Source organism: Hyphomonas sp. L-53-1-40 (genome assembly GCF_000682775.1).
Classification (GTDB): domain Bacteria; phylum Pseudomonadota; class Alphaproteobacteria; order Caulobacterales; family Hyphomonadaceae; genus Hyphomonas.
This window is the reverse complement of sequence record NZ_AWFI01000001.1, coordinates 792,135-817,195: the sequence shown is the minus strand read 5'-3', so window position 1 is coordinate 817,195 and position 25,061 is coordinate 792,135. Positions and strand designations below refer to the sequence as shown.

Annotated in this window: 23 protein-coding genes; 9 read left to right on the top strand and 14 right to left on the bottom strand. The window is 55.8% G+C overall.

Annotation, left to right across the window (positions count from 1 at the left end):
• Positions 1 to 19: 19 nt before the first annotated feature.
• The 6 genes from L53_RS03825 to L53_RS03800 are packed head-to-tail and all read left to right on the top strand — an operon-like array spanning position 20 to position 6,226.
• A complete protein-coding gene (locus L53_RS03825; protein WP_051607533.1) occupies positions 20 to 811 on the top strand; it encodes a hypothetical protein in 792 nt (263 codons plus the stop codon).
• Entirely contained in the window at positions 808 to 2,034 is a 1,227-nt protein-coding gene (locus L53_RS03820) for a DUF4350 domain-containing protein (protein ID WP_034811617.1), read from the top strand. Before L53_RS03825 ends, L53_RS03820 begins: the two co-directional genes overlap by 4 nt.
• The gene (locus tag L53_RS03815) at positions 2,021 to 2,977 is read left to right on the top strand and encodes a MoxR family ATPase (RefSeq protein WP_034811615.1); all 957 of its coding nucleotides are present in this window, start codon (positions 2,021 to 2,023) and stop codon (positions 2,975 to 2,977) included. Before L53_RS03820 ends, L53_RS03815 begins: the two co-directional genes overlap by 14 nt.
• Positions 2,974 to 4,287, top strand: a complete 1,314-nt coding sequence (locus L53_RS03810; protein ID WP_034811612.1) for a DUF58 domain-containing protein — start codon at positions 2,974 to 2,976, stop codon at positions 4,285 to 4,287. Before L53_RS03815 ends, L53_RS03810 begins: the two co-directional genes overlap by 4 nt.
• Complete coding sequence (locus L53_RS03805) at positions 4,284 to 5,285, top strand: stage II sporulation protein M (protein WP_034811609.1); 1,002 nt, start codon at positions 4,284 to 4,286, stop codon at positions 5,283 to 5,285. The genes L53_RS03810 and L53_RS03805 overlap by 4 nt, the downstream gene beginning before the upstream one ends.
• Entirely contained in the window at positions 5,282 to 6,226 is a 945-nt protein-coding gene (locus L53_RS03800) for an RDD family protein (protein ID WP_233347531.1), read from the top strand. The genes L53_RS03805 and L53_RS03800 overlap by 4 nt, the downstream gene beginning before the upstream one ends.
• Before the next feature lie 4 nt (positions 6,227 to 6,230).
• On the opposite strand, the gene L53_RS16205 is transcribed toward L53_RS03800, so the two are convergent.
• On the bottom strand, positions 6,231 to 7,376 hold the full coding sequence (locus L53_RS16205) for a DUF3137 domain-containing protein (protein ID WP_051607532.1): 1,146 nt from the start codon (positions 7,374 to 7,376) through the stop codon (positions 6,231 to 6,233).
• A gap of 47 nt (positions 7,377 to 7,423) precedes the next feature.
• Positions 7,424 to 8,176, bottom strand: a complete 753-nt coding sequence (locus L53_RS03790) for a GGDEF domain-containing protein (RefSeq protein ID WP_198019724.1) — start codon at positions 8,174 to 8,176, stop codon at positions 7,424 to 7,426.
• Positions 8,177 to 8,580: 404 nt separating this feature from the next.
• Between L53_RS03790 and groES the strand changes: the two genes are divergently transcribed.
• The 3 genes from groES (at position 8,581) to L53_RS03775 (ending at position 12,355) form a co-directional block, all read left to right on the top strand.
• Entirely contained in the window at positions 8,581 to 8,871 is a 291-nt protein-coding gene (gene groES / locus L53_RS03785; RefSeq protein ID WP_034811607.1) for a co-chaperone GroES, read from the top strand.
• 54 nt (positions 8,872 to 8,925) lie between these two features.
• The gene (groL, locus tag L53_RS03780) at positions 8,926 to 10,575 is read left to right on the top strand and encodes a chaperonin GroEL (RefSeq protein WP_034811605.1); all 1,650 of its coding nucleotides are present in this window, start codon (positions 8,926 to 8,928) and stop codon (positions 10,573 to 10,575) included.
• 157 nt (positions 10,576 to 10,732) lie between these two features.
• A complete protein-coding gene (locus tag L53_RS03775; RefSeq protein ID WP_233347529.1) occupies positions 10,733 to 12,355 on the top strand; it encodes an acyl-CoA synthetase in 1,623 nt (540 codons plus the stop codon).
• On the opposite strand, the gene L53_RS17110 is transcribed toward L53_RS03775, so the two are convergent.
• The 12 genes from L53_RS17110 to L53_RS03720 form a co-directional block, all read right to left on the bottom strand.
• Positions 12,345 to 12,494: a DUF2474 domain-containing protein gene (locus L53_RS17110; protein WP_198019723.1), complete on the bottom strand. Its 150-nt coding sequence runs from the start codon at positions 12,492 to 12,494 to the stop codon at positions 12,345 to 12,347. The genes L53_RS03775 and L53_RS17110 overlap by 11 nt on opposite strands.
• A complete protein-coding gene (cydB, locus tag L53_RS03770; RefSeq protein ID WP_034811601.1) occupies positions 12,484 to 13,539 on the bottom strand; it encodes a cytochrome d ubiquinol oxidase subunit II in 1,056 nt (351 codons plus the stop codon). The genes L53_RS17110 and cydB overlap by 11 nt, the downstream gene beginning before the upstream one ends.
• Positions 13,540 to 13,548: 9 nt before the next feature.
• Complete coding sequence (locus tag L53_RS03765; RefSeq protein ID WP_034811598.1) at positions 13,549 to 14,967, bottom strand: cytochrome ubiquinol oxidase subunit I; 1,419 nt, start codon at positions 14,965 to 14,967, stop codon at positions 13,549 to 13,551.
• Between the two features lie 101 nt (positions 14,968 to 15,068).
• Positions 15,069 to 15,341, bottom strand: a complete 273-nt coding sequence (locus L53_RS17265) for a PaaI family thioesterase (protein ID WP_255341997.1) — start codon at positions 15,339 to 15,341, stop codon at positions 15,069 to 15,071.
• 151 nt (positions 15,342 to 15,492) lie between these two features.
• Positions 15,493 to 15,948, bottom strand: a complete 456-nt coding sequence (locus L53_RS03755) for a DUF192 domain-containing protein (protein ID WP_034811596.1) — start codon at positions 15,946 to 15,948, stop codon at positions 15,493 to 15,495.
• A 52-nt stretch (positions 15,949 to 16,000) separates the two neighbouring features.
• A complete protein-coding gene (locus tag L53_RS03750) occupies positions 16,001 to 16,525 on the bottom strand; it encodes a cold-shock protein (protein WP_051607529.1) in 525 nt (174 codons plus the stop codon).
• Between the two features lie 431 nt (positions 16,526 to 16,956).
• The gene (locus tag L53_RS03745; RefSeq protein ID WP_034811592.1) at positions 16,957 to 17,976 is read right to left on the bottom strand and encodes a sugar kinase; all 1,020 of its coding nucleotides are present in this window, start codon (positions 17,974 to 17,976) and stop codon (positions 16,957 to 16,959) included.
• A 94-nt stretch (positions 17,977 to 18,070) separates the two neighbouring features.
• Positions 18,071 to 18,823: an SDR family NAD(P)-dependent oxidoreductase gene (locus L53_RS03740; RefSeq protein WP_034811590.1), complete on the bottom strand. Its 753-nt coding sequence runs from the start codon at positions 18,821 to 18,823 to the stop codon at positions 18,071 to 18,073.
• Positions 18,824 to 18,860: 37 nt separating this feature from the next.
• Positions 18,861 to 20,168 carry an MFS transporter gene (locus tag L53_RS03735; RefSeq protein WP_034811588.1) on the bottom strand — a complete coding sequence of 436 codons (1,308 nt, stop codon included), beginning with the start codon at positions 20,166 to 20,168 and terminating at the stop codon, positions 18,861 to 18,863.
• A 4-nt stretch (positions 20,169 to 20,172) separates the two neighbouring features.
• Positions 20,173 to 20,529 (bottom strand): cupin domain-containing protein, encoded by a 357-nt coding sequence (locus L53_RS03730; RefSeq protein ID WP_034811586.1) that lies wholly within the window; start codon positions 20,527 to 20,529, stop codon positions 20,173 to 20,175.
• Complete coding sequence (locus tag L53_RS03725) at positions 20,526 to 22,748, bottom strand: alginate lyase family protein (RefSeq protein ID WP_051607528.1); 2,223 nt, start codon at positions 22,746 to 22,748, stop codon at positions 20,526 to 20,528. Before L53_RS03725 ends, L53_RS03730 begins: the two co-directional genes overlap by 4 nt.
• Entirely contained in the window at positions 22,748 to 24,865 is a 2,118-nt protein-coding gene (locus L53_RS03720) for a polysaccharide lyase 6 family protein (protein WP_233347525.1), read from the bottom strand. The genes L53_RS03725 and L53_RS03720 overlap by 1 nt, the downstream gene beginning before the upstream one ends.
• Positions 24,866 to 25,061: the final 196 nt, after the last annotated feature.

Here is a 25,061-nt window from a genome sequence, read left to right as displayed (position 1 = left end):
GCCATGAGGGAGACAGTCATTGAGCCTGACGGGACGCCTAAGCGCCGCCTTGCTGATCGCAGCCTGTCTCACCGTCCCTGCGGGGGCGCAGACAGGCGAAGACTATGACGACCTCGCGTTGGACGCCCCAATCGAGATTCCCGACTCGAATGATTGGGGCGAGGTCACCCACCATCCCGAAACAGACCTTGAAACACTTGAACAGGCGCATCGGGACTATCTTAGAAAATCGCCCCTCCAGCTCGAACGACCGGAAGCCGATCCTGTCGAGTTCGATCCGCCCTCTCCTCCGCCTAACTGGCTACGAGGATTGTTTGAGTTCCTTAGTCATTTGGGCCCGCTTCTAACGCTCATTTTCTATGTAGCTATCGCCGCCTTGATTCTGGGCGTGTTGTACTTCCTTTTCGGAGAGGCGCTGCGTATCCGGTTTGGCAAAGATGGCAGCAAAGCCGACAAAGTCGGCGATGATGTCATCCCGGACTTCCGCCCGGCAGAATCCGTCGCCCGCTCTCTACTTGAAGAGGCCGATGCGCTTGCCCGCGCAGGAAAATTCGCGGAGGCCGTGCACTTACTCTTGTTCCGGTCAATCGAGGACATTCAGACGCGCATCGAGATCGGCGTGCCTCGCTCACTCACGGCACGTGAGATCGGCAAGCTTGGCTTCCTGCCGGATCGCGCGCGGACCGCTCTCAGCCCGATCATCGCCATCGTCGAACGTAGTTTCTTCGGCGGCCGGGATGTCGACGAAAGCGGCTGGCATACGGCGCGGGCTTCCTACGAAGACTTCGCATTTGGGGAGCAGTGGACATGAAGGATCGTTCTCACGCCGACTCCCCGTTCAGTGGCAAGATCGTCGGCATATTGCTGGCAGTGGCGCTTTCTTCCTTTGGGGCAATCATGGTGCTCGCAGGCTGGGCACCCGAATTGCGGGACCGGAATGTGGCCGGTGCGCACCCGTTCTCGACCTCGGCGCTCGGTTATAATGGCTTCGTGCAACTCCTTCAGGAACAAGGCTATCCGGCGGAAGTCTCCCGGCTGGAGCGCACGCTTGAAGACAGTGATTGGGGCCTACTCGTCTTAACACTCCCCCAATGGGGTGCAGCAAAGGCGCTCGAAGACTTCGAGCCACAGCGGACTACTTTGCTCGTCCTGCCGAAATGGACCGGCATGACTGATCCTCTTAACAAGACCCATCAAAAGGATACGCGCTTCATGAATGCGCGCGTCCTGAACGACTTACTGGAGACGATAGCTATCGATGCGGAAATCGGACGTATCGATGTGCCAAGTGAAACCTCAACCCCCTTCGGATCAATCGCGCTCAAACCAGACGTGAAGATGCAAGTGCTACGCGGAGACTCGCTTACGCCGATTGCTGAGACACAGGATGGGATCCTGCTCGCTTGGGCGCCCGATGCGGACATGTATGTTCTGTCCGACCCCGACATGATCAACACTTTCGGTTTGTCGCAGTTTGAGAACGCTCGCTTTGCGACTCAGATGATCGACTTTCTTCGTAATGACTACGACGAGCCCATTATATTTGATGCGACTCTCCATGGTTTCGTTCGGTCCGAGAATCTGCTGCAGATGATTTTCGACATCCCCTTTATCGGCGCAACGTTGACTGCATTGGCGGCCGCTTTTCTGCTGGGCTGGGCCGCGCTCATACGATTTGGGCCTCCTGTGAAGGAAGGACGCGCCATTGCGCTTGGAAAACAGGCGCTGGCTGACAACTCCGCAGGCTTGATTACGATGGCGCGCCGGGAGACGCGTATAGCACCCGCATATCTCCACATGATCCGCCGTCGTGTATCCCGGGATATAGGCGCTCCGAAGACATTGAATGAAACCCAACTCACCGCCCTGTTCGACCGGCTTGGCCCGGAAGAAGAGTCCGGCAAACACTTCACAGACATGGCGTCGGGACTGCGCGGTCCTGCCACCAGCCGTGAAGACCTCATGAACAAGGCGCGCGAGCTGTTTCGCTGGCGCAAGGGAATTATCGGGAGATCCATGAATGAACGTGAATGACATCAAGGCGCTGGCGGACCGGATCCGTAACGAAGTGCGCAAGGCAGTCGTGGGACAGGACACAACGGTTGATGTTCTTCTGACTGCGATATTCTCGTCAGGGCACGTCCTTCTTGAAGGCCCACCGGGAACAGCCAAGACCCTATTGGCGCAATGCTTTGCGAGATCGATTTCGCTCGACTTCGGTCGCATTCAGTTCACACCCGACCTGATGCCGGGAGATGTTCTCGGCACGAACCTGTTCAACTTTCAAACCAATCAGTTTGCCCTCACCAAGGGTCCAATTTTCACAGATCTCCTTTTGGCGGACGAAATCAATCGAACACCTCCGAAAACACAAGCCGCGCTGCTAGAGGCCATGCAGGAACGAAAGGTGACGATTGATGGCGACACCTACCCATTGAACGACCGGTTCACGGTGATCGCGACCCAGAACCCTATCGAACAGCAGGGCACATATCCCCTGCCGGAAGCGCAGCTTGACCGCTTTCTATTCAAGCACACGCTGGACTATCCAAGTCGTGAAGAAGAGCTCGCAATTGTTTCCAAGCATGGCACACGCACGGGCATGAAAACCGCAGCAGCGTTCGGCATCGAGCCCGTTGTCTCGGCAGAAGAACTCAGTGAAGCTGTCAATTCAGTTGCTGAAGCCCGGCTGCAGGACGATATCATTGCCTACATCGTGGATATTATTCGCGCGACCCGGACAACCCCGGCCCTGGAAACTGGCGCTTCGCCGCGCGCCGCTGCCGCGCTGGCCACTGCGGCCCGTGCCCGTGCCGCGCTCGACGGCCGGGACTTTGTTATTCCAGACGACGTGAAACTGCTGGCCCTGCCAGCACTCCGCCACCGCGTTTTGTTATCCCCCGCCGCAGAAATCGAAGGCAAGACGACCGACGAAACTCTTTCAGCTATCATCGAACAGACGGCCGCACCGCGGTGATTTCACCCACACCTCGCGCCATCTTCCTGATGCTGCTCGGCGTGCCGCTCATGGTGGCTATAGCTCTGCTGCGTCCTGAACTCTGGGTAATATCCGCTGGCTGGGTCGGCGGCATCGCCAGCCTGATCTTTGCGGATGCCGTCTTGGCCGCATCCCTGCGAGCCTATGAGGCTGATGTAAACGCGCCTGCACTGCTTTATGCTGGCGGATCTGATCCTGCAGACTTGACGCTACGGTTCGCACGAGGCCCGCTTCCCGGACGGATCGAGGTCTTGTTGGAAGTGAATGCGTTCCTGCAGACCATTCCGCTCGCAGGATTGAGAGGCTGGCAGGACCGGGCCCGGTCATACTCGTTGCCGCTCACGCCAACACGACGGGGTCTAGCCAGGCTGGTCAAACTTTGGAGCCGCTGGAAAGGTCCGCTCGGGCTGATACAAAAACAACACACTACCGTGCTGGATAGAGATATTCCGATCACACCCAATATCCGCTGGGTGAAAGACGAAGCTATCCGTATCTATTCTCGTGATGCGGAATTCGGCGTGAAGATGCAGATCGAGCGCGGCGATGGCAGCGAATTCGATGCTTTGCGCGAGTTCACGACCGGCATGGATCGACGCGCGATCGACTGGAAACACTCTGCACGCCACCGCAACCTCCTTGCCAAGGAATTTCGAACCGAACGCAACCATAATATCGTCTTCGCTTTTGACACGGGACGATTGATGAGCGAGCCACTTGGCGGCGTGCCCAAGATTGATCGCGCCATCAATGCCGGACTACTCCTGTCTTTTGTGTCTCTTCGCAGCGGCGACCGCGCCATGATCTATGGCTTTGATGCCAAGCCCGGTTTCATGAGCGGGTTCATGTCTGGTCAACGCAGTTTCACAAAAGCTCAGGATCTGGCGGCTCAACTGGACTACTCCGCTGAGGAGGCCAATTTCACGCTGGCACTCTCCTCGCTCGCGAGCAAGCTTGAGCGACGTAGCCTCATCATCATTTTCTCTGACTTCGTCGACACGATATCAGCCGAGCTTATGCTCGAAAATGTGAAGCGTCTGACTGATCGGCATCTCGTGATATTTGCCACATTCGAGGATGAATCGCTCGCAGAAATGATAGATGCGCCGCCAAGTTCAACGGAATCTGTGACCCGCGCCGTGATTGCAGACACGCTCATGGCTGAACGCGACACCGTCCTACTTCGGCTTCAGCGCATGGGCGTACAAGTGATTGAGACGAGACCGGAACAATTCGGCGCGGAGCTGATCTCCCGGTATCTTCAGATCAAACAGAGGGACATGCTGTGAGCGACCTTCTCAAATCTTACCGCTTCCGCGAAGAACGTGAGTCCGATTGGCGCAAGCTGGACCTGATCCTGACACGAGCTGAAAACTCCGGCGTGAAAGCGCTCAGCGATGACGATATGACAGCCTTGCCTCGTCTATATAGGCAGGCGGTTTCTTCCTTGTCGGTGGCGCGCTCCATTTCGCTCGACCAAAATGTAATCGCCTATCTCGAAAGCCTTTGCACGCGTGCCTATTTCTTCGTCTACGGCGCCCGGACCTCCATCGGCGAGCGGATGATGGATTTCCTGCGACGCGACTGGCCTGCCTGTATTTCCTCGGCCATTGGGCCAACTCTGCTGGCAGCTGTGTTCCTGTTAGGCGGATGGGCACTCGCATTCTTTCTGTGCATGCAGGACATGGAGTGGTTCTGGACTTTTCACGGTCAGAACTTCTGGGACGGACGCAATCCGGATGCGTCCGTCGAATATCTACGTTCCACAATCTATACCGACGAGGGAGATCTCGGCGACGGCCAGCTGACCTCCTTTGCGAGTTTCCTGTTCAACAACAATGCCCAGATTGCGCTGTTTGCTTTCGCGCTCGGATTTGCGTTCGGTATCCCCACCGCATGGCTGCTCGTATACAACGGTGTCATGATGGGCTCACTTCATGCCGTATTCTGGGACAAGGGGCTTGGCTACGAATTTACCGGATGGCTGTTGATCCACGGAACAACCGAGTTGTTTGCCATCATACTGGCAGGAGCAGCGGGCTTCGTGATAGGGGGCGCAGTCGCTTTCCCCGGCCAGATGACCAGGTTGAACTCGGCGCGCCATGCCGGGCAAAAGGCCGCCACAATTGCAATGGGGTGCGTCATCATGCTGATCGTGGCTGCTTTGCTAGAAGGCTTCGGGCGGCAAATGATCAATAGTGACGCGATCCGCTATACGATCGCTCTGAGCATTCTCGGTTTGTGGTGCGCATATTTTTATCTGCCAAGACGAACGGACACCGTATGAGCTCTACCGTTCCTCCGGCACCAGACACCGTGAACCTTGCGAATGTTGAAGCTGCGCGCCGCCGCCGCGCCCGCATGCAAGAGCAGGAGCGTCAGTCGAAACTTGTACGGAAACTGGTCACGCCGGAAGGCGCCGCGATACAGCTTAAACTGGCTAATGCATCCGAGCGTGCAGGCGCGTTTCTTATCGATGTCGCGATACAATGGGCCATCGTAATCGCGACCGCTTTGGGGCTCTCTTTTGCAATAAGGGCCATGGACCCCGAGAGTGCCAATATCGCTTGGGCGGTTTGGCTTGTCTTTTTCTTCTTCGTCCGAAATTTCTACTACATCTTCTTCGAACTCGGCACGAAGGCTGCCACGCCTGGCAAGCGTGCCCTTGGCATTCGGGTCACATCTCGCAATGGCGGGCGTCTCACGGCGAATTCGGTTCTGGCGCGGAATTTCATTCGTGAAATCGAAATCGGCCTACCCTTTCAATTCCTGATGATGGGCGGAGATCAAGTGACCAGCTGGATGGCCCTGCTTGGCTTGGTCTGGTCCGGCATCTTCCTGCTCTTCCCAATCTTCAACAAGGACAAGATGCGCGTTGGCGACCTGATTGCTGGCACCTGGGTAATCAAAAACCCCAAAACCAAGCTGATGGGCGATATCTCATCGACGACCCGAGCCACTACGCATGAGCGATTTGCCTTCACACCCCAACAAGCCGAAGCCTATGGCATTCATGAATTGCACGTATTGGAAGATGTCCTTCGCCAGTCAACGCAAGACGTGAAGGCGCAAGTCGCGCTTCGCATTCGGCAAAAGATTGGATGGCAAGCCCAGCCGGGCGAGACCGATACCGCCTTTCTGGAAGCTTATTACGCAACCCTTCGAAGGCGACTCGAACAACGCATGATTTTGGGCGAACGCAAAACCGACAAATTCGACGTGCGCTGACTGACTACAAACGCCCCTGCACCCAATCCCGGGTCAGAAAGCCGTCGATCAGGTCACACACGAGACCCAATTCAACCAGCGCAGACGCATAGCGACGTGAATCCACCAATGTTTTGAAGATCGAACCTGCTTCGAACTGATCCTCCGCTTCCAGCGCCAGAGTCATGTGACCATCTTCGAACACACCGCGAAGCTTGCCCCCGGAAAAGTGCCGCTCCAATGCGATCAGGCGCTCCATACGGTCTGGGGACAACAACGCCCGGGCCTCCACCTGGTCTGTCGAATAGACGGTAAAAGCTTCCTCGAGTTCGCGGGAAATCAGATTCACTTTCTTCAGGTCACCCGAATACCTGCCCCGCTTCCACCATCCTGACCGCGCGATCACGGTTCGACCAAGAAAGCGCACTGGGTATTCGACATGAACCAGTATGCCCTGAAATACGGTCTTGCTATTCTTGCCACCGGTTTCAAGTTTAGCTTCAACCAATGCAAAGCGAGTCCCCGCACGCTCACCCGAAATCAGATCCTCGAATTTGAGACGCGAGTGACCCGGTAGCAATTTGACAGTTTTCAGTATTTCATAGGCTGGCGTCGGCGCTTCGGGACCGTTCGTGGAGCTCATATTGATCGCGCCAAACGGCGTATTCACTGTCGGGTTCGTCTTGCCCGAATAGGCCGCATTCAACTCCTTCACGCGGGAAGCCAGCGTCTTAAGATCGACAACATCGGACAGGTCTGGATGCAATGTGTCATAGGTGAAGGCAAACGGCTCACAGGCTGCTGAAAGGACCAGCTGCTTGGTCTGCGACTTCATCGTAAAAACCCTGACCCAGGCGGTCGCGGACACAATCGCGCCTGACACCAAAACCAGAAATATGATCCCGGGTGAAATGATGCGGACGCTCACGAGCGTAGAGATCATCAACAGAATTATAATGAAAACCGGGATGCCAGCACCGATAACTGAACGCGTTATCGCTGCACGTATTGTGGCTTTCCGGCTCTCTTCCCGCCGGGATAGTTCGGGCTCCAGCACATCTGACCAAACACGCTCAGCCTGAGCAAACTCCGTACGACGCCCCGATAACGCCGCGAGGGATGGCGCGCGCGTCAAAGCGTCGTTCAACCTGTTTGGAATAATGTCTGACATACTGAGTCCCCCTCAGGTGTCAGGCTTAGGGACCCGACAATTTGGGATCAAGCCGCGAGCGTAAGTTCCTTGACGGCCGTGACGCAATTGCGCCCCTTGGCCTTGGACTCGTAAAGCGCGCCGTCCGCCTGATCGAGCATGTCGTCGAAATCCGAATTGGGCGGTAACATGGCCAGGCCGAAGCTCGCAGTGACACTCACGGGTTGCCCGTCCACGATGACGACATGGTCTTCAATGGAAGAACGAAGACGGTCACAAACGCTGAGCGCCTTCTCCATATCGACATTGCTGAGCAGGACAACAAACTCTTCACCCCCCCAGCGCCCAAGTCGGTCGAATGGACCGCGAAGTTCAGAATATGCGACCGCAGCGATTTCTCGCAGCACACGGTCGCCGGCTGCATGACCATGCTGGTCGTTTACCGCCTTGAAATAGTCGATGTCGAACAATGCCACCGCCGACGTCATCTCCGTCCGGCTCATCCGCGCCAGCTCTTCGCAGGCAAATTGTTTGAAGAACTTGCGGTTTAGCAGTCCCGTCAGCGCGTCCGTAGAGGCCATATCTTCCAACGTGCGCTGGTAAATTCGCATCCTGTACTCGTGTTGGGCGGCAATTGCGGCCGTCGGAACCGCCACACAGGATGCGATGAACAGGTTCGCGACGATGAAATTCTGAGGATCAGACGGGAACCCCATCGAATAGACAATGACGGAAAAGGTAAAGCACAGGCAAAGCGCCGTGATCGCCACAAAAGCGAAAAAGGTCAGCGATTCGACCACATCTTCGAACTTACCCTGCACGTCCCGACTCCCGGTTGCTGCAGATGTTGTGACATAGGAAGTATATTTTACCGTCAATCGATTGAGGAATTTTCTCGCCTGATCATTCATCTTTTGGAAACAAGCAGACAAGCCGGTCGCTACGCCTTGACGTAGCGCCGATGCTCACCCAGTCAGACATGGGATTGGCTGAATTTTTATCGTTAGCGCTCCGAAGCCGTCGTTCCCGAGCCGTCCAACAGCCTTTCTCGCTTTCTGAAATTACAAAAAATTTCGCAATAGCGCGGTTGACGCTGTGGTTCGCAGCTCTTAACTCCGCAGCATCGTTAGCAGTCGTGCCGGGTGAGTGCTAAAGCCCCCTGACATTTGCTTGCTGACGACCGTTTTCAATTGAACTCGTCAAAGAGACAAGAGGGCTAAATCCAATGAAACTTCGTCCCCTGCACGACCGTGTCGTCGTGCGCCGCGTCAAGGAAGAAGAGAAAACCAAGGGCGGGATCATCATTCCCGACACCGCAAAGGAAAAGCCGCAGGAAGGCGAAATCGTCGCCGTCGGCGCTGGTGCGATTGGTGACGACAACGAGCGTGTCGCGCTCGACGTCAAAGCTGGTGATCGCGTGCTCTTCGGTAAATGGTCCGGCACGGAAGTGACCGTCGATGGCGAAGAACTGCTCATCATGAAAGAGAGCGACATCATGGGTGTCCTGGAGGGCTAAGCCCCCACACTTTCGCTTTCCATCCGACAGAATTCTCAACAGAGGTAATCCACAATGTCAGCCAAACACGTAGTTTTCGGCGCAGAAGCCCGCGAACGGATGCTGAAAGGCGTCGATACGCTTGCCAACGCCGTTAAAGTCACGCTCGGTCCAAAAGGCCGTAACGTCGTCATCGAGAAATCCTTCGGCGCTCCGCGCACCACGAAGGACGGCGTCACCGTCGCAAAAGAGATCGAGCTTGAAGACAAGCTGGAAAACATGGGCGCACAAATGCTGCGCGAAGTGGCTTCCAAAGCCAACGACGTTGCCGGTGACGGCACCACGACCGCCACGGTTCTCGCCCAAGCCATCGTTCGCGAAGGCCTGAAGCGCGTCGCTGCCGGCATGAACCCAATGGACCTGAAGCGCGGCATCGACAAAGCATCCGCCGAAGTCGTTAAAGACCTCGCTCATCACTCCAAGAAAGTGAAGTCGAACGAAGAGATTGCTCAGGTCGGCACGATCTCCGCAAACGGCGACACCGAAGTTGGCGCAATGATCGCTGAAGCCATGGCCAAAGTCGGCAATGAAGGCGTCATCACGGTTGAAGAAGCCAAGTCGCTCGAAACCGAGCTCGACGTTGTCGAAGGCATGCAGTTCGATCGTGGCTACCTGTCGCCATACTTCATCACCAATCCGGACAAGATGATCGCGGAACTCGAAGATCCGTTCATCCTGCTGCACGAAAGCAAGCTGTCTTCCCTGCAGCCAATGCTGCCGATCCTCGAAAACGTTGTTCAGAGCCAAAAACCGCTCCTGATCATCGCTGAAGATGTCGACGGTGAAGCGCTGGCTACGTTGGTGGTCAACAAGCTGCGTGGCGGCCTGAAGATCGCTGCTGTGAAAGCTCCTGGCTTCGGCGACCGCCGCAAAGCCATGCTGCAGGACATCGCTGTCCTCACGGGCGGCCAGGTCATTTCCGAAGATCTCGGCATCAAGCTCGAAAACGTCTCCATGGACATGCTCGGCACCGCGAAGAAAGTCGCCATCACGAAAGATGACACGACCATCGTGGACGGCGCTGGCGCCAAGAAAGACCTCGAAGCTCGCGTGTCGCAGATCCGCAAGCAGATCGAAGACACATCTTCCGATTACGACAAGGAGAAGCTCCAGGAGCGTCTCGCCAAACTGGCTGGCGGCGTAGCTGTTATCAAGGTTGGCGGTGCCACTGAAGTGGAAGTGAAAGAGCGCAAGGATCGCGTCGATGACGCCCTGAACGCCACGCGCGCCGCTGTTGAAGAAGGTATCGTCCCTGGTGGTGGTACGGCGCTTCTCGCTGCCGCAAGCAATATCGACGTCAAAGGCCTGAATGCTGACGAGCAGGCCGGTATCGACATCGTGCGCAAGGCTCTGGAAGCTCCGGTTCGCCAGATCGCTGAAAACGCTGGCGTCGAAGGCTCGGTCGTTGTCGACCAGATCCGTCGCGGCAAGGGCAAGGGCTTCGGCTTCAACGCCCAGACCGAAGAATATGGTGACCTCGTCGCCATGGGCGTGATCGACCCGGTGAAAGTTGTGCGCTCTGCACTGCAGAATGCTGCATCTGTCGCTGGCCTGCTGATCACGACGGAAGCGTCCATCGCTGAAGCGCCAAAGAAGGAAGGTGCCGGCGGCGGCATGCCTGACATGGGCGGCGGCATGGGCGGAATGGGTGGCATGGGCTTCTAAGCCCAGCCGCCCTCAAAGCCAAATTGTCAGAGGCAGCACTTCGGTGCTGCCTCTTTTTTTTTTGCGAAATGTTCCTTCCGACGCGTTCGATTCCAGCTTCTCTACCGCTGCGGCAACCGCTTAGGATTGCCAGAAACACAAACGGGAGAGAAACAAAGTGGCATCTGCTTCGGATATGAATTTCGGTGACATGCTTGATGCTGTGGGCGAGATGCTTGGTCCGGAAGACCTGGCTCTGGCCCACGGGACACGGCGGACATACTGGCCAGACTTCACGGCCCGATCAAACCGGCTTGCGCGGAATTTACGCGAGATGGGGATAGAAACAGGCGACAAAGCTGGCTTCTATCTACGTAACCAACCTGAATACACTGAAGCGCTAGCCGCCTGCTTCAAGGGTCGTTTCACGCATGTTAACGTCAACTATCGCTATCTCGCCGACGAACTCTTCTACATTTTTGATAATTCGGACGCTGCGATTGTGTTCTTTGATGCACAATTTGCTGATCAGGTCGAACTGGTTCGCGATCGCCTGCCGAAGGTGAAAGCCTGGGTCCAGATTGGCGGCGGAGACGTACCCGACTGGGCGCTAGATTATGACCGCCTCGCCGCCGACGGTGACCCGTCTCCTCTCGGCATCGAACGGTCACCAGAAGATCTGTTTTTCCTCTACACCGGCGGCACCACCGGAATGCCCAAAGGCGTGATGTGGTCACAATCCGTCTGGCGACAAGCGTCTAGAGAAGGCGCAGAGAAAGCCGGTCTTCCCTACCCGTCCACTATGGAAGAGTTCAGGATGGCGGTTCAGCTTATGGGGAAAACGGCGCGGCAGGTGCCCGCCTGTCCCCTGATGCATGGCACAGGGCTATTCACGGCGATGGGTGCGCTGCTAGGCGGCGGCGCAATTATCACGCTGGAACAGAACACAAGTTTTGACCCTGAGAATTTGTGGGAAACCGTCTCGGAACATGGCGTAACGAGCATGGCGATCGTCGGAGACGCATTCGGAAAGCCGATGCTCAAGGCTCTCGACGACAACCCTGGCCGTTGGGATGTCAGCTCTGTGCAAACAATCGTATCGTCTGGCGTAATGTGGAGCGCGGAAGTCAAACAAGGCCTCCTGAAGCATATGCCCCAAGCCGCCATGATGGACAGCTTTGGCTCATCGGAAGCGGTCGGTTTCGGATCGTCCACAACGACGCTCGAAGGCGGCACCCAGACGTCCAAATTCGAGATCGGCCCGAACTGCAAGGTATTCTCCGAAGATGATCGTGAGATCGTACCCGGCAGCGGCGAAGCTGGGATTATCGCCCGAGGCGGCGCAGTCCCTCTCGGCTACTACAAGGACGAGGCGAAGACCGCCACGACGTTCCGAACTATCAATGGTGTCCGTTACGCGATTCCGGGTGACTGGTGCACGGTGGAGGCGGACGGCACGATCTCATTGCTGGGCCGGGGGTCAAATTGCATCAATACGGCAGGTGAAAAAGTCTATCCAGAAGAGGTCGAAGAGGCCCTGAAGGAACATGCTGCTGTCAAGGACGCACTCGTCGTCGGAGTACCCGATGAGAAGTGGGGCAACGCCGTTACGGCCGTCGTGTCCACAGATTCAGAGGTCAGCGAAGACGAACTGCGCAGCTTTGTGCAATCGCGTATTGCCCGCTACAAGGCCCCAAAGTCCATTTTGTTCAAAGATGATCTTGGCCGCGCGCCGAACGGCAAGGCCGACTATAAGTCCATCAAGGCATTCGCGCTCGACAAACTGGGCATCAGCCAATGAGCAACAGGCCTCTCAACGTATAGGCCACGACAGCGACCACCAGCATCGACACAAGGGCTATGCCGACGAACCAGATCAGCCGTTTGGTGAGCGGCGGCTCGTCGTTGTCGTCTGCTGGCTGTACTGGATCAATGCGCATGATAGCCATCTCCTGGCTTCACCTTGCCCCAGAACAGGCTGTAGACGTACGCGGTATAAGCTAGAATGATCGGCAGCATGATCACGGCGCCCACCAACATCAGAACGAGCGCATTGTCCCGCGCAGCGGCCTCATGGATAGATATTTCGTACGGTACGATGAAGGGATAAAGGCTGACGCCGAGCCCCACATAGCCGCTGGCAAAGATGCCCGCCGCCAGAAGGTAAGGTCGCCAGTCAGGTGCTGTCCCCACCGCGCCCTGTTTCATCGATAGGTCTCTCCACAGCCAAGCGACAAGTGCCATGCCGACCAGAGGCACAGGCGCGAGCGGCAGGAAGCGTGCAGGCTCAATATGGCTCATGGAAAAGCCCCACCGATCGCCAATGGATGCATCCACTGAAAGTGTCGCGAAGCTGACCGCCAGGAAACAAATTGCCACGCCAGCAAGTGCCATTCGGCCCCACTTGCGCGCCTTGTCATGCAACTCACCTTCGGTTTTGAGAACCAGCCAGCAAGCGCCGAGCAACATGTACCCGATGACAACAGAGATACCGGTCAGAAGGGTGAATGGCGTCAACCAGTCGAAAGCGCCGCCGGCGAAGGCACCGCCCTCGACATGAATGCCCTGTACCATCCCGCCAAGCATGATGCCCTGTGAAAATGCGGCGGTGAACGATCCACCATAGAAAGCGCCATTCCAGAAGATATGGGTGGGTCGACGCACGGCCTTGTGTCGGAATTCAAACGCGACGCCGCGGAAAATCAATGCAGCCAACATGATAAGCACAGGCAAATAGAAGGCTGGCATGATGATCGCGTATGCGGTGGGAAACGCCGCAAACAGGCCGCCACCACCAATGATCAGCCATGTCTCATTGCCGTCCCAAACGGGCTCGACGGTGGCGGTCATCATGTTCCGCTCTTCTTCAGACTGCGCGATCGCGGTGAACATGCCAACGCCGAGATCGAACCCGTCAAGCAAGACGTACATCATGACGCCGATGGCGAGAATCAGGGCCCAAATGAAGGGTAGGTCGATAGCCATGTCAGCCTCCTATTCCGCCGCTACAATGTCGTCGGGTGTCTCGGCCTTGTCATCGACTGCGCCCATTGGAGAGCCGGGAGGACGCCGCTCACGGCCAGCAGGGTCTGTGGGACTGTCATCAAAGCCCCGCGTGGCAATACGCGCCATATAGACGACACCGGCCGTGAAAATGATGGCGTAGACGACCATGAACACGAGCAAAGACGTTGCCACCTGCCCGGCAGAAACCGGTGACAGGCTGTCGACCGTGCGCAAATGCCCATAGACGGTGTAGGGCTGGCGACCGACCTCTGCAGTAATCCACCCGGTCACGACAGCGATGAAGCCAAGTGCGCCAGCCGGAACAGCCGCGATGTGGAAAAGGCCTGGCGTATCTAGTTTTTTTCTCCACCAGAGGAAGGTGCCCCAAATGCCCATAGCCAGCATGCCGAGCCCCGCCCCTACCATAATACGAAACGCATAGAAGACGAGCCATAGCGGTGGCCGTTCGGATTCCGGAAAGTGGTCCATGCCGTGCAGCATTTCTCCCTCTTCCAGGCCGGGGAAAAGGAATGAACTGGTGCCCGGAACCGTTATGCCCGCATGGCCACATTCGGAATCATCCGGCCACGCAATCAGAACCGTGCCCTGCACTTCCTTGGTTTCACACCATCCCTCTACCACTGCGATCTTGGCGGGTTGGTACTTGTGCGCAACTTCGCCCGACCAGTGTCCAACCATGATCTGGATCGGAAGCAGGATGGCCAGAGTGCCTGACGCCATACGAATTTGCCACTTGGTCGGCTCGGTCGTCCGGCCTTTCAGAGTCTGCCACGCACCGGCAGCGAGAATTACCGCCGCTGTCGTAGTATAGGCAGCCAGCAACATGTGTGCGAGCCGGCTTGGCAGGCTCGGATTGAAGATCGCCTCAATCCAACTGGTTGCATAGAAATTGCCGGTCTCTGCATCAATCGCAAAGCCAGCTGGCGTCTGCATCCAGCTGTTTGCCGCGAGGATCCAGAAAGCCGAAATCGTGGTGCCGATTGCAACAGCGCATGTCGCAGCAAAGTGCAGCTTCCGACCAACTTTTTGCCAGCCAAATAGCATCACGCCAAGGAATGTTGCTTCCAGGAAGAAAGCGGTCAGCACTTCATAGGCCAACATGGGCCCCATGACGCTGCCGGTGATCTCGGAAAACAGGCTCCAATTCGTACCAAATTGGTAGCTCATCACGACCCCGGATACGACGCCCATGGCGAAAGCGAGCGCGAAGATTTTCACCCAATGCAGATAAAGTCGCTTGAAGACTTCCCTGCCCGTCCTCAGCCACAAGCCTTCGCATACAGCGAGAAAAGCCGCGAGACCGATCGTGAAGGCAGGAAAGAGAATGTGAAAGGCTACGACAAAAGCAAACTGAAGTCGCGACAAGATGAGTGCATCAAATTCCATGAGGGCCGCTCCGGATGATATATGCGATTCTTCTAATATAGTTTGGAGGCGGGTCAAACTTGACGAGCTGACGCGCGCCGGTCTGACGCAGGCGCAACAAATCAGCTCTTCCGACGCAATGTCCTGAATATGGCGTCAGCGCGCGCCGCAATGCCCCCATCGTCCTTCACCAGCCTCGCTGTAACGTGAACATGGTCACCGTCTATCAGCGTAACATGCGGATGCGCTTCCAGCCAGCAGCCCTCCCGAACGATGTCCATGAACTCCATGGTCAGCTTGAGCGTAACCGACATCTTGCCGGTCGCGCTCCAGACAGCCCATGCCAGCGCACTATCGGAAAAAGCGCAGGTCATTCCGCCGTGAAGGAATCCCATGCCATTGCAGTGTCGATCCAGTACCCACATACCGGTGCGCACATCGCCAGATCCGGACGCACGATACGTGGGACCATTGTGTAGGGTAAATTTCCCGCGGGATGGCGTTGGCACGAATCCCGGCGGCGGTTGTTTCAGCGGCTCAACCGCCTCACTCACCCATGTTTCCAAATATATCGTGGTGTACGGTATCGCCGGGCTCAATCCCCAGTTCAGCGGCACGCCCGCCCGCCAGTTCCAGCACACCCTTCACCGGTACGCCCGGATTGATCCGACGCAGCGACCCTGGAACAGTTTCACGAGCAATTGCGAGCACTTTGCCATCAGGATCAATGAACAGCATGTCCAGAGAGATCAGCGTATTCTTCATCCACATATTGGCTTCGCGCGGCTGGCCGAAATCGAACAGCATGCCAGCGTTCTCTGCCAGCTCTTCCCGATTCATGAGGCCCGTCTGAACTTCTTCCGGGTCGTTCGCCAATTCGACGGTGAAGCTGTGCTCAATCTCTCCCGACATGATCGTGAGAGGCCCGGTTTCCAGCTGGGCGAAAGCCGCAGGCAAGAACAGGACGAGCGATGCGAGAGCAGAAGCGATAAAACGTATCATGAGGCTTGTTTAGACGGGTGCCCGCAAGGCGGCAAGCTGTCTTGGCTGCTGCTTACCCGCGTTTAATGTGGCTAACATGCTCACCTTTTGAACCGGTTTCAATGCAGACATCCAGATCGGTCCCAGGCTCGATATCTTCGTACCCGGCTTTGCGCAGAACGACGGCATGCACAAAGATGTCCGTATCATCGCCTTCGCGCTGAACGAACCCATAGCCGCGGGTGCGATTGAACCATTTCAGCGTGACCGTCTCGTAGTCACGCTCAACACCTTTCTCCTTGGCCACAGTGGCCCGAGGGCGTTCCATCTCAATTATATTAGCGGTTTGCCAACCGCGGTCGCCTTTCACAGCGTCACAAACGATGCGCGCACCCTCATCGGCAGAGGACTCACCATACCCCCTCAGGCATGTCACATGCAGCATCACGTCTCCCGTCAGACTTGCGTCAGACGTCGACTCGGCGACAATAAATCCGTAGCCCTTGGCACTATCGAACCATTTCACATGGCCAATTACGCGCACGGCATCCTCCATGGATGCAGGCTCTGATTCTGATTTGGCGGCTATTCTCGTCATCAACCCGTATTCCCCAATCAGGCAACCTAAAATGTGTTAACGCGCTTGTCACGCGATCTTCACATCAAAGAATGGCTTTCTGCAGCAATGCACACGCTTAACGCGGCAATGTGGAGAGAAGTTGGCAGCTTCCAGGGAGAGACACGGGATCCTGCGCGTACAGCGCTGTTTGTTTTACCAATATTCTTTTTGAAAGCTTGGAAAATTGTAGAGGCGGTCTGAATTGAAGGCCTTTACTCATAATCGGGATGTCGGGTTTTTATTGGCGGCGCTCCAAACTCAACCCTCCAACTAGCAGCATCTTTACGAAACGGCTTGTAGTAAAATGCCTCTATTTCCAAGCAGGGGCACAAAGAGATATGGGCACCTGCTGACCACATACCGTGAACACTGACAACGGCAACAATCTCCCCATACGAACTTTAGGACATTTAACGGCGTAGCCTGCCTGACCCGCCATCTACAGCGACGGAGCGCACCTCGCTGGCTGTCACAATCGCAACATCGCCAACAATAGAATGCTTCAAGCAGTTTGCGGCAGCACCAAATTCAACAGCTGCCTGAGCGGTCGGCTCCATAAGCAAGCCATAGATCAACCCGGCACAGAAGGCGTCCCCTGTACCAACCCGGTCGACGATATTCTTCAGCGCATATTCTCGGGAGAAAACGATGCCGCTATCATCCCTGAGACAGGCCTTCCAATCGTGCTGGTCTGCGCTACTTGATGCACGGATGGTGATCGCCACATTCGCGAGATTTGGAAATTCACGCTTGAGTTTCTCGCTCAGTGAACTCGCCCAGTCGTCCGACCCGTTTTCGCCATCTCCATCAATTCCGATACACGGCATGCAATCGCCACGTCCCGCAATCAGGGAATCCACCTGAGCCACCATGGCGGGCAAGACATCAATCGGGTCCACGCCGTAGTTCCAGAGGCGCGCCCGATAATTCAGATCCAAGGAAACATGTATGCCACGAGCTTTCGCGGCCGCGATACTTTTCTGCGTGAGCGCCAAAGTCGACGCTGATATGGCTGGCGTGATGCCGCTAATATGGAACCAGTCCGCTCCATCGAATACGCGATCCCAATCAATGTCGTCAGCGCTCAAACGGCTGAACGCCGTATCCGCACGATCATAGATTACACAACCCGACCGGGCATCTGCCCCCTCTTCCATAAAGTAGAGGCCCATACGACCATCAAGTCGCGAAACGAACTCAGTATCAACACGATTTGCTCTCAGCGTCATTAGCGCCTGCGTGCCGAGCTCCGTATAAGGCAGCGCGGTAACAAAACGTGAGGACAGGTCGAGATTTGCGAGCGCATTCGCGACGTTCGCTTCCGCGCCACCATGACAGAGGTCCAAACTGGAAGTCTGTCTTAGTCTGAGCTTTCGCGGTGGCGTCAAACGCATCATCAATTCGCCGAGCGTCACAATGGTGGCAGACATATCAGTTTACTCTCTTGAAATCAGGACGGGACCAATGCGCCTTCTAATATAAACGCATTGGCCCCTGATCGTATTGGGAGGGAGGATCGTCCCACTACGAGAACAACAAACCGCCATTCACATCGAGATTTACCCCTGTCAGGAACGAGCTTTCCTCCGACGCCATATATGCGACGACATCAGCGACCTCGTCCGGATGCCCTTGACGGCGCAAAGGTGTCGAACCAGCAACCTTCTCGCGCACTTCGTCCTTGGTGAAAGTATCGTGAAAACTCGTTGCGATCATACCGGGGCAAAGCGCATTGACGCGAATACCTCTCGGACCGAGTTCCTTGGCCATGCCTCGTGTAAAAGTTGACACGGCACCTTTGGAAGCTGCGTAAACGCTCGCGCCAGGGCCGCCGCCATCTCGGCCAGCCTGGGAAGACAGATTGATCACCGACGCCCCCTCCTTCATGTGCGGCACCACCGCTTTCATCGACAGGAAGACCGGGTTCAGATTGAGGTGCATGACCTTGTTGAAGAAGTCTTCGTCCATTTCGTCCAGGTTTTTCCGGGCGACCAGCCCCCCAACAACGTTGACCAGAGTATGAATTTCGTTCCCGAAGGCTGCTTGCGTTTCCGCAACGAGGTTTGCCACATCTGCCTCTTTCGTCATGTCGCCCTTCACCAGAATGGCTTGACCGCCTTCGTCCTGAATCTGCTTGAGCGTGTCCTGCCCGGCTTTTTCATCGCTGAAATAGTTCACCGCAACTTTCGCGCCTTCCCGCGCCAGCTTTACTGAAACGCTGCGGCCGATATCTCTCGAGCCGCCGGTGACGATGGCAACGCTGTCTTTGAGTTTCATGATTGAATCCTTCTTGAAATGAAATGTCTTGATTGAGTTATTGGGAGGATGCGCGTGGCTTGAGAGGTTTGATCTCGCCACAGAATATCCAGACGCTGGCAACACTGAGTACGGCAAGTGCTGCACCGATGACGAAGGCTGGCGCGTAGTTTCCGCCAAGCGTCAACCACGGCACCAGATAGGTAAGACCAGCCGCAGCCAGTTTGGCCGCCATGCCCGAAAATCCGGAAAGCGTGCCAACTGACTTTCCGCCGAGAAAGTCACTCGGCAGCGTCTGAATGTTGCCGATTGCAGTCTGGAAGCCGAACAGGATGACGGCCATCAACAGTACAGCATTGGTCGGGCTGCCGGGCGCGATCATCGCAAGCAAGGACGGCAACATTACAAGACCGCCAAGCGTGATCGTCAGTTTCCGTGTCGCGTTTACTGACCAGCCCGCCTTCAACCTGTTCTGGGCAAGCAATCCACCAAACCAGGCGCCAAACATCGCGCCGACATAAGGCACCCAGCCATAAATGCCGATCTGCTTTACATCCATTCCATATACCTGCGACAGGTAGATCGGAATCCAGAAGACGAATAGCCACCAGATCGGATCGATGAAGGCGGATGACAAGATCACGCCCCAGCTTTGCCGACGACTCAGCATTTCGCCGATCTTGGGATTATAGTCGTCAGAGTCGTCTGCCCCGTCGGCTGCATCTTCGCGCTGTCCGGTGAGAATGTAGTCGCGCTCGGCATCGCTCAACCAAGGATGCTCTTTGGGGGGCATTTTCACCAACACAAACCAGGGAATCAACCACAGCAGACCTGTGAGGCCGACGAGAATGAAAATGACCTGCCAAGAAAAATATACTGACAGGAATGCGATCAGCGGGATCGCGATGATACCGCCAATAGCGGCACCTGAATTGAATATGCCCTGCGCCAGCGCGCGCTCCCGGGTAGGGAACCATTCCGCGTTCGCCTTTGTCGCGCCAGGCCAGTTCCCGGCCTCGGCCACGCCCAAGATGCCTCGGAACAAGCTGAATGTTGCCAGTCCATTTGCAACGGCATGCAGCGCAGTTGCTATCGACCAGACACCAATCGACAGCGCGAATCCAAGCCGCGTACCAATCCAGTCAAATATCCGACCAAAGATTGCTTGCCCGAAGGCATACGAGAATACGAAAATCGTCGAGATCAGCGCGAAATATTGCTTGGTCTCATCCTCACTATGATTTGGGTACAAATCCTCGGCGATTTGCGGCCAAAGCACATTTAGTGATTGTCGGTCGATGTAGTTGATCACGGTAGCCAGCGCAACCAGCGTTACAACCCACCATCTTAAGCCCTTGAGTTTCATCGTCTTACTCCTCTACCGCCAGAAAATCTTCACGCGCAGGGCTGAAGACATCAATCAGGATACCTGGCTCGACACAGACGACACCGTGCGGCGCCATCGACGGCACAAAGAAGCATCCGCCCTCTCCCAATAACTGTGTTTGCCCGCCTACTTCGGCTGCAAACTGTCCGGATACGACATATGTCACCTGGGAATGCGGATGAGTATGAACCGCGCCTACTGCCTCCGCCTCGAACCAGACTTTCGCCATCAGGATCTTGTCGTCGTATCCAAGCAAGGTTCGGCGAATTCCTCCGCCGAGATCAGTTGCTTCCTCCACGGGACTGTTCATGAACACTTCAGATTGGAGTATAGTGGTCATTCGAGTTCCCCCCCGGACTTATCATTGCGACTTGGCCCAGACGACGCGAACAAACCAACCGGGCCTTGCCATTTGTATGTTTTCTGTCCCACGCGGACCACATGACTGCTGGATTCGCCGCTCTCTTTTGCAACGAACACCATGATTGGGTTAGTGGTCTCCGGACTTACGGAAATGATGTAAATCCCTTCACGCTCATGGATGTCGATTTGAGCAATGGAACTCCCGGAGAAAACTGTGACCTCCTCGTCATTGTCATAACGGCCATGGCGCTCATAGACAGATGCGAAGGCCGTAGACTTGCCCTGCGTGCGAAAGATCATGGCTTGCTCGTTCCGGAGATTGTTATCCGGATCATTTGCACCCAAGCGAGTGAGGTACGCCGTCGCTTCGCCAGTTGTTGCCAGGGTCAGCGTGTAGAACTGGTCGCGCACCAAAATGGACACTTCCGAGTGGGCGTTGGCTGGCACAACACGAGTTTCCGCTGTCTTCCAGAGGTGCTCATAGCCGTCATCATCGCCCATTGGCACCAACAGATCGGTCGAATATTCAAAAGGTAAATTCGTCTCGATCAACTGGCCTTTGAAATGGACTGGGAGATCGTAGGTGTGCGTCCCATCACTTTCACCAAGCACAATATCAATCACATAACTCCCACCGCCGGGGCGATCTACCATGGCGACCACTCGCCTGACATCCACGCCATCATATGCGCCGGTAATCTGCGCCGCGGCAAAGCTCGCCCCCGGCGTATCGTCAAATGCGAGAACTTCAGACGGCCGCTCTTCAGCAAGCCTCCAATCGCCGCCAAATTGGCTTCGTTGGTCCACAACAAGTGTGTTATGGGCGACGGTCTGCTTGGCCCAGCTTGTATTCTCAGGTAGGTACCGCCCCCCATTCTTGGGCGCGACATTGAGGAAACGGGCTGCGCCATAGTCCGCCACAATCTCATCGCCATTGTCGTAGTAGATCAGCCCCAGACGATCGAAATGGCCATGCCCTAACCCCTGCGATGTTGGTTTGAACACGATAGCCGCATCATCATCGGCCGAACCGTTTCTCAGAATGACCAAGGCCCCGCGATCTCCCTGGGGCCCGTCCCTCAACTGTAACGTCTTGAACGGGAATGGACCCGCCTCACCTGCCGCAATCGCTTCAGCGACCGCACGGCCTTCCGGTGTCGGCACCACGCTCCCCTGCTGCAGTGCTATGCTCAGCAGAGATGGTTCACCCGTCAGGTCGTAAGCGATGGCCACACCATATCGCAACTCATTGGTACTCAGGCCCTTCTCACGAATGGCGTCATTAATCGGAAAAAATTTGCCAGCATAGCTCTGCTGGATTGTCGCAGTGATCGCCTTCACCAAGACCTGATCTCGATAGTTGAAGATCTCCATGTCCGGATCGTTGCGATCAATCGCCTGCGCGAAGAGGATGAACGGCATCAATGCATACCGCTGATAATATGGTCCCTCAGCGTAGTACCCGTCCGGGGAGAACAACTCCTCGACCTGCTTTAGAAAGCCCGCGTCTCCAGATTTATCGAGCCCGTAGAGTGCCTTGTCGACAAGGTCCCGATCATCCAGTGTATAGCCGGTCATCCCAACTGCAGCTGCGGCCCAGGTGCCGTGATTATGAATCCGGTTAAACGTTTGGGGCGAACCTTCCGATAAGAAGTCAGCCATTGGGCGGAGCAAATTCGTCTCGATATCTGAGCGTTGCGCGTCACTGAGGTCGTCACGGATCGCGGCATAGCCCTGCGAGACATAGACCAGCCATACAGCTTCGTTTAACCCCTGCCAGAACAGACGGCTCGGCGTGGAAGGCTTCACCTCAGGGTGCAAATCCAGCGTTGGATACAGGTCTGCATAATCCGCCAGAATATCGGCTGCGAAGTCCAGATACTCGATCTCGCCCGTTAGTTCATATAGCATTCCAGCTTCATAAACGGTTTTGCCGTTCTGCTTGTGTTGCTCGTGCGTGTAGCCTCCACCCGGGTCGGCAGGGATCGGTACAGGCACGCCCGCAACACGCCGCTTATCAACAGCCTCTCGAAGCGATGCGATAGTCTGCGTGAACATGTTGTCCCGTCTGGTTTCCGTAACCAGAGGCTCGGACACCGACGGTGAGGAAAGGCTGGGGGACGCGCAGCTGGCAACAAGTATTGCCCCAAAGCTGAATGCACACGCGCGTGAAATGGACTGGGCGATCTTGCGCATCAGTTCTTCCCCCTCAGATCGACTGTCGTCGCAAATGTATCGGCGGGGGCTCCATCAAGCTTATTGGCTGAGAAATCGAGCTCCGGCTTGCCGGTCGTCAGGGTCAAGGCAACAGGATTTGCCGCGATCACGTTGTTGCCACTGAACTTGACATACTGAATCCCATGCAAGTCCATTATGGGCACATCGCCAGACCCGATCGTTTCAAAACTGGATCCGGTGACAAGAACATGCGGTCCAAATGTGCTTTCATCGGTGCCACCACGATAAACTGAAGCAACCGTCTTCCCGATACGGGTAAAAGAGCTATCGGAAATTTCAAGATATTCGGCGTTGTAAATTCCGTAGTCGTCCGTCTCCGCATCCAGCTTGAAAACGGGGCCTGAAATATTCTCGAATTCGGAGTTTTCCACATCGATCCGATCAAAGAATGATCCCTTCGAAGCCGCAACCACAGAGAAGCCACGATTTACATCGAAGTCTTCGAATCTTGAATTTTTCAGATCCAATAGATGGTTATTGCTACCATCGCTCGAGCTTGTACCAACGAGACTATTGCCTGATCCATCAGGTGCGCTGCGTCCGGTAACCGTCACGCCATCAAGTTGCAGGCCGCCATTGCCGGTCAGTTTAAACAATTGCGGACGCTCGAACGATAGTCTGGCTGAACCACGATCTTCGGCTTTTATGGAGACGGGCACGGACAATGTGATAATCCGGGACTCCAGATAGTCACCCGGCTCAAGAATAAACTGGTCGCCCGCATTGGCCTCCTGCAGGGCGTCGAAAAGAACATCTGTTCCAGGCTTCAGACTCACCACCGCCCCGCCCTCGAATGGGGACGCAGCGCTTGCTTTGGGGTACCAGTCTACGCCGGTCGCTGACAGTGCGACACCATAAGGTCCTACAGCGCCCGCCCCGGCCGAGGGCTGGATCCAGCCACGCTCTCCAATCTGCGTCGGGGACTCCAACTTCGAGAACCCAGAAGCGATCGCTTCGGGCCAACCGCCGGAACCGAGATTGTCGGCAAACGCAATGCCCGACACCTCATCATGCAAATGGAATGGATTGACGCCGCCTTTTCCCAAAACGATATTGTTCTGAAGCTTGGAATTCACAGGGACAGCTGATCGTTCCGAATCCGACCCCTCACCCAACTCGATGGACGATACCTGGTCGAACGTGTTGCGCTCGATTACGGCGCCATTGACCTGATGGTATCGATTAATAGGAGAGTTGGGCACACCATTCATGATGACCAGCGCGCCAGAAAAGCGGATGCCCGTGAGATCCTTAAAATAGTTATTGCGAATGGTTTGTTCAGCGTTGATTACGCGAACGCCGCCTGTATATGGTTCGCCCGCACCATCGAACAGGTTGTTCTCAATCAGGGTGCCATTGCCATGGCGCAAGGTCAGTGTCCCCCGCGACGCATGAAACGTGTTCCCACGATAGATGTTACCACCTGACTTGTTCGAAATAATCTCCACTTCGCCGCTGCACCGGTCGAAGAAGTTATCTTCAACGACAGTTCCTGAATGAGTCAACGAGTAGTGGCTTGTACCGATACGGAGGGTTTCGCCACCATTGGACCCCAGCACTGGCCGGGGCCCGAAATAGTTATTGGCGATGCGATGCCCGTTTTCCTGGCTTTCTTCGGTATTGAGCCGGACGGCCATGGTCGGCCCAGCATTTGTCTTGTTTTCAAGGTGGTTAAAATCAAACGTGTTGTTTCGGCCGTACATACCTACCCACAGGTCACGCTGCGTGCGGTCTGGATTGCTGTAACTATCGATAACCGTGTTCGTGACGCGGGAATTGTTCGCAAGATGGTTGCTGTCCCGCCGAAAGCTGATGACTTCACTTCGTGGCGTGTACCCGTCCCGGAACACGAGCCCCGACACGATGAGATAGTTGCCCGCGAGCCGCAAGCTCGACTGACCAGATAGAATCACCTTGCCGGGCGTTTCAGCAACGAGATGAATAGGTGAATTGGCAGTTCCTTCTGCATGAAAAACTGCATCAAAATCAGCCCAGACGCCATTGGCCAAGACGATTTTATCACCCGGATTAGCTCGCTTTACAGCCTCGGAAAAATCCTGCGGCGTCGTGACCAAAACGACTCTTAGCGCTTCCGGACCCGCAACTTCGGCGACCGGAACAGTGCGTTGTCCGTGTGCCATGCACCCGGTGAACGCCAATACCGCAAAAGCGGCAACCGCCCCTCTTCCAACCATGTTTTCCTCCCTGCGCCGCATCCTCGGCTTTTCTCAACGCTATCTGCGCAGTTTTTTTTGTCAACCAATCATCTAT

Bases quoted from the DNA above. Each gene is read 5' to 3' on its own strand.
- groES (WP_034811607.1), top strand. From the start codon at position 8,581: ATGAAACTTCGTCCCCTGCACGACCGTGTCGTCGTGCGCCGCGTCAAG.
- L53_RS03765 (WP_034811598.1), bottom strand. From the start codon at position 14,967: ATGGAATTTGATGCACTCATCTTGTCGCGACTTCAGTTTGCTTTTGTC.
- L53_RS03745 (WP_034811592.1), bottom strand. From the start codon at position 17,976: ATGTCTGCCACCATTGTGACGCTCGGCGAATTGATGATGCGTTTGACG.
- L53_RS03755 (WP_034811596.1), bottom strand. From the start codon at position 15,948: ATGATACGTTTTATCGCTTCTGCTCTCGCATCGCTCGTCCTGTTCTTG.
- L53_RS03815 (WP_034811615.1), top strand. From the start codon at position 2,021: ATGAACGTGAATGACATCAAGGCGCTGGCGGACCGGATCCGTAACGAA.
- cydB (WP_034811601.1), bottom strand. From the start codon at position 13,539: ATGGCTATCGACCTACCCTTCATTTGGGCCCTGATTCTCGCCATCGGC.
- L53_RS03800 (WP_233347531.1), top strand. From the start codon at position 5,282: ATGAGCTCTACCGTTCCTCCGGCACCAGACACCGTGAACCTTGCGAAT.
- L53_RS16205 (WP_051607532.1), bottom strand. From the start codon at position 7,376: ATGTCAGACATTATTCCAAACAGGTTGAACGACGCTTTGACGCGCGCG.
- L53_RS03725 (WP_051607528.1), bottom strand. From the start codon at position 22,748: ATGCGCAAGATCGCCCAGTCCATTTCACGCGCGTGTGCATTCAGCTTT.
- L53_RS03740 (WP_034811590.1), bottom strand. From the start codon at position 18,823: ATGAAACTCAAAGACAGCGTTGCCATCGTCACCGGCGGCTCGAGAGAT.
- L53_RS17265 (WP_255341997.1), bottom strand. From the start codon at position 15,341: ATGGGATTCCTTCACGGCGGAATGACCTGCGCTTTTTCCGATAGTGCG.
- L53_RS03750 (WP_051607529.1), bottom strand. From the start codon at position 16,525: ATGACGAGAATAGCCGCCAAATCAGAATCAGAGCCTGCATCCATGGAG.
- L53_RS03735 (WP_034811588.1), bottom strand. From the start codon at position 20,168: ATGAAACTCAAGGGCTTAAGATGGTGGGTTGTAACGCTGGTTGCGCTG.
- groL (WP_034811605.1), top strand. From the start codon at position 8,926: ATGTCAGCCAAACACGTAGTTTTCGGCGCAGAAGCCCGCGAACGGATG.
- L53_RS03820 (WP_034811617.1), top strand. From the start codon at position 808: ATGAAGGATCGTTCTCACGCCGACTCCCCGTTCAGTGGCAAGATCGTC.
- L53_RS17110 (WP_198019723.1), bottom strand. From the start codon at position 12,494: ATGCGCATTGATCCAGTACAGCCAGCAGACGACAACGACGAGCCGCCG.
- L53_RS03730 (WP_034811586.1), bottom strand. From the start codon at position 20,529: ATGACCACTATACTCCAATCTGAAGTGTTCATGAACAGTCCCGTGGAG.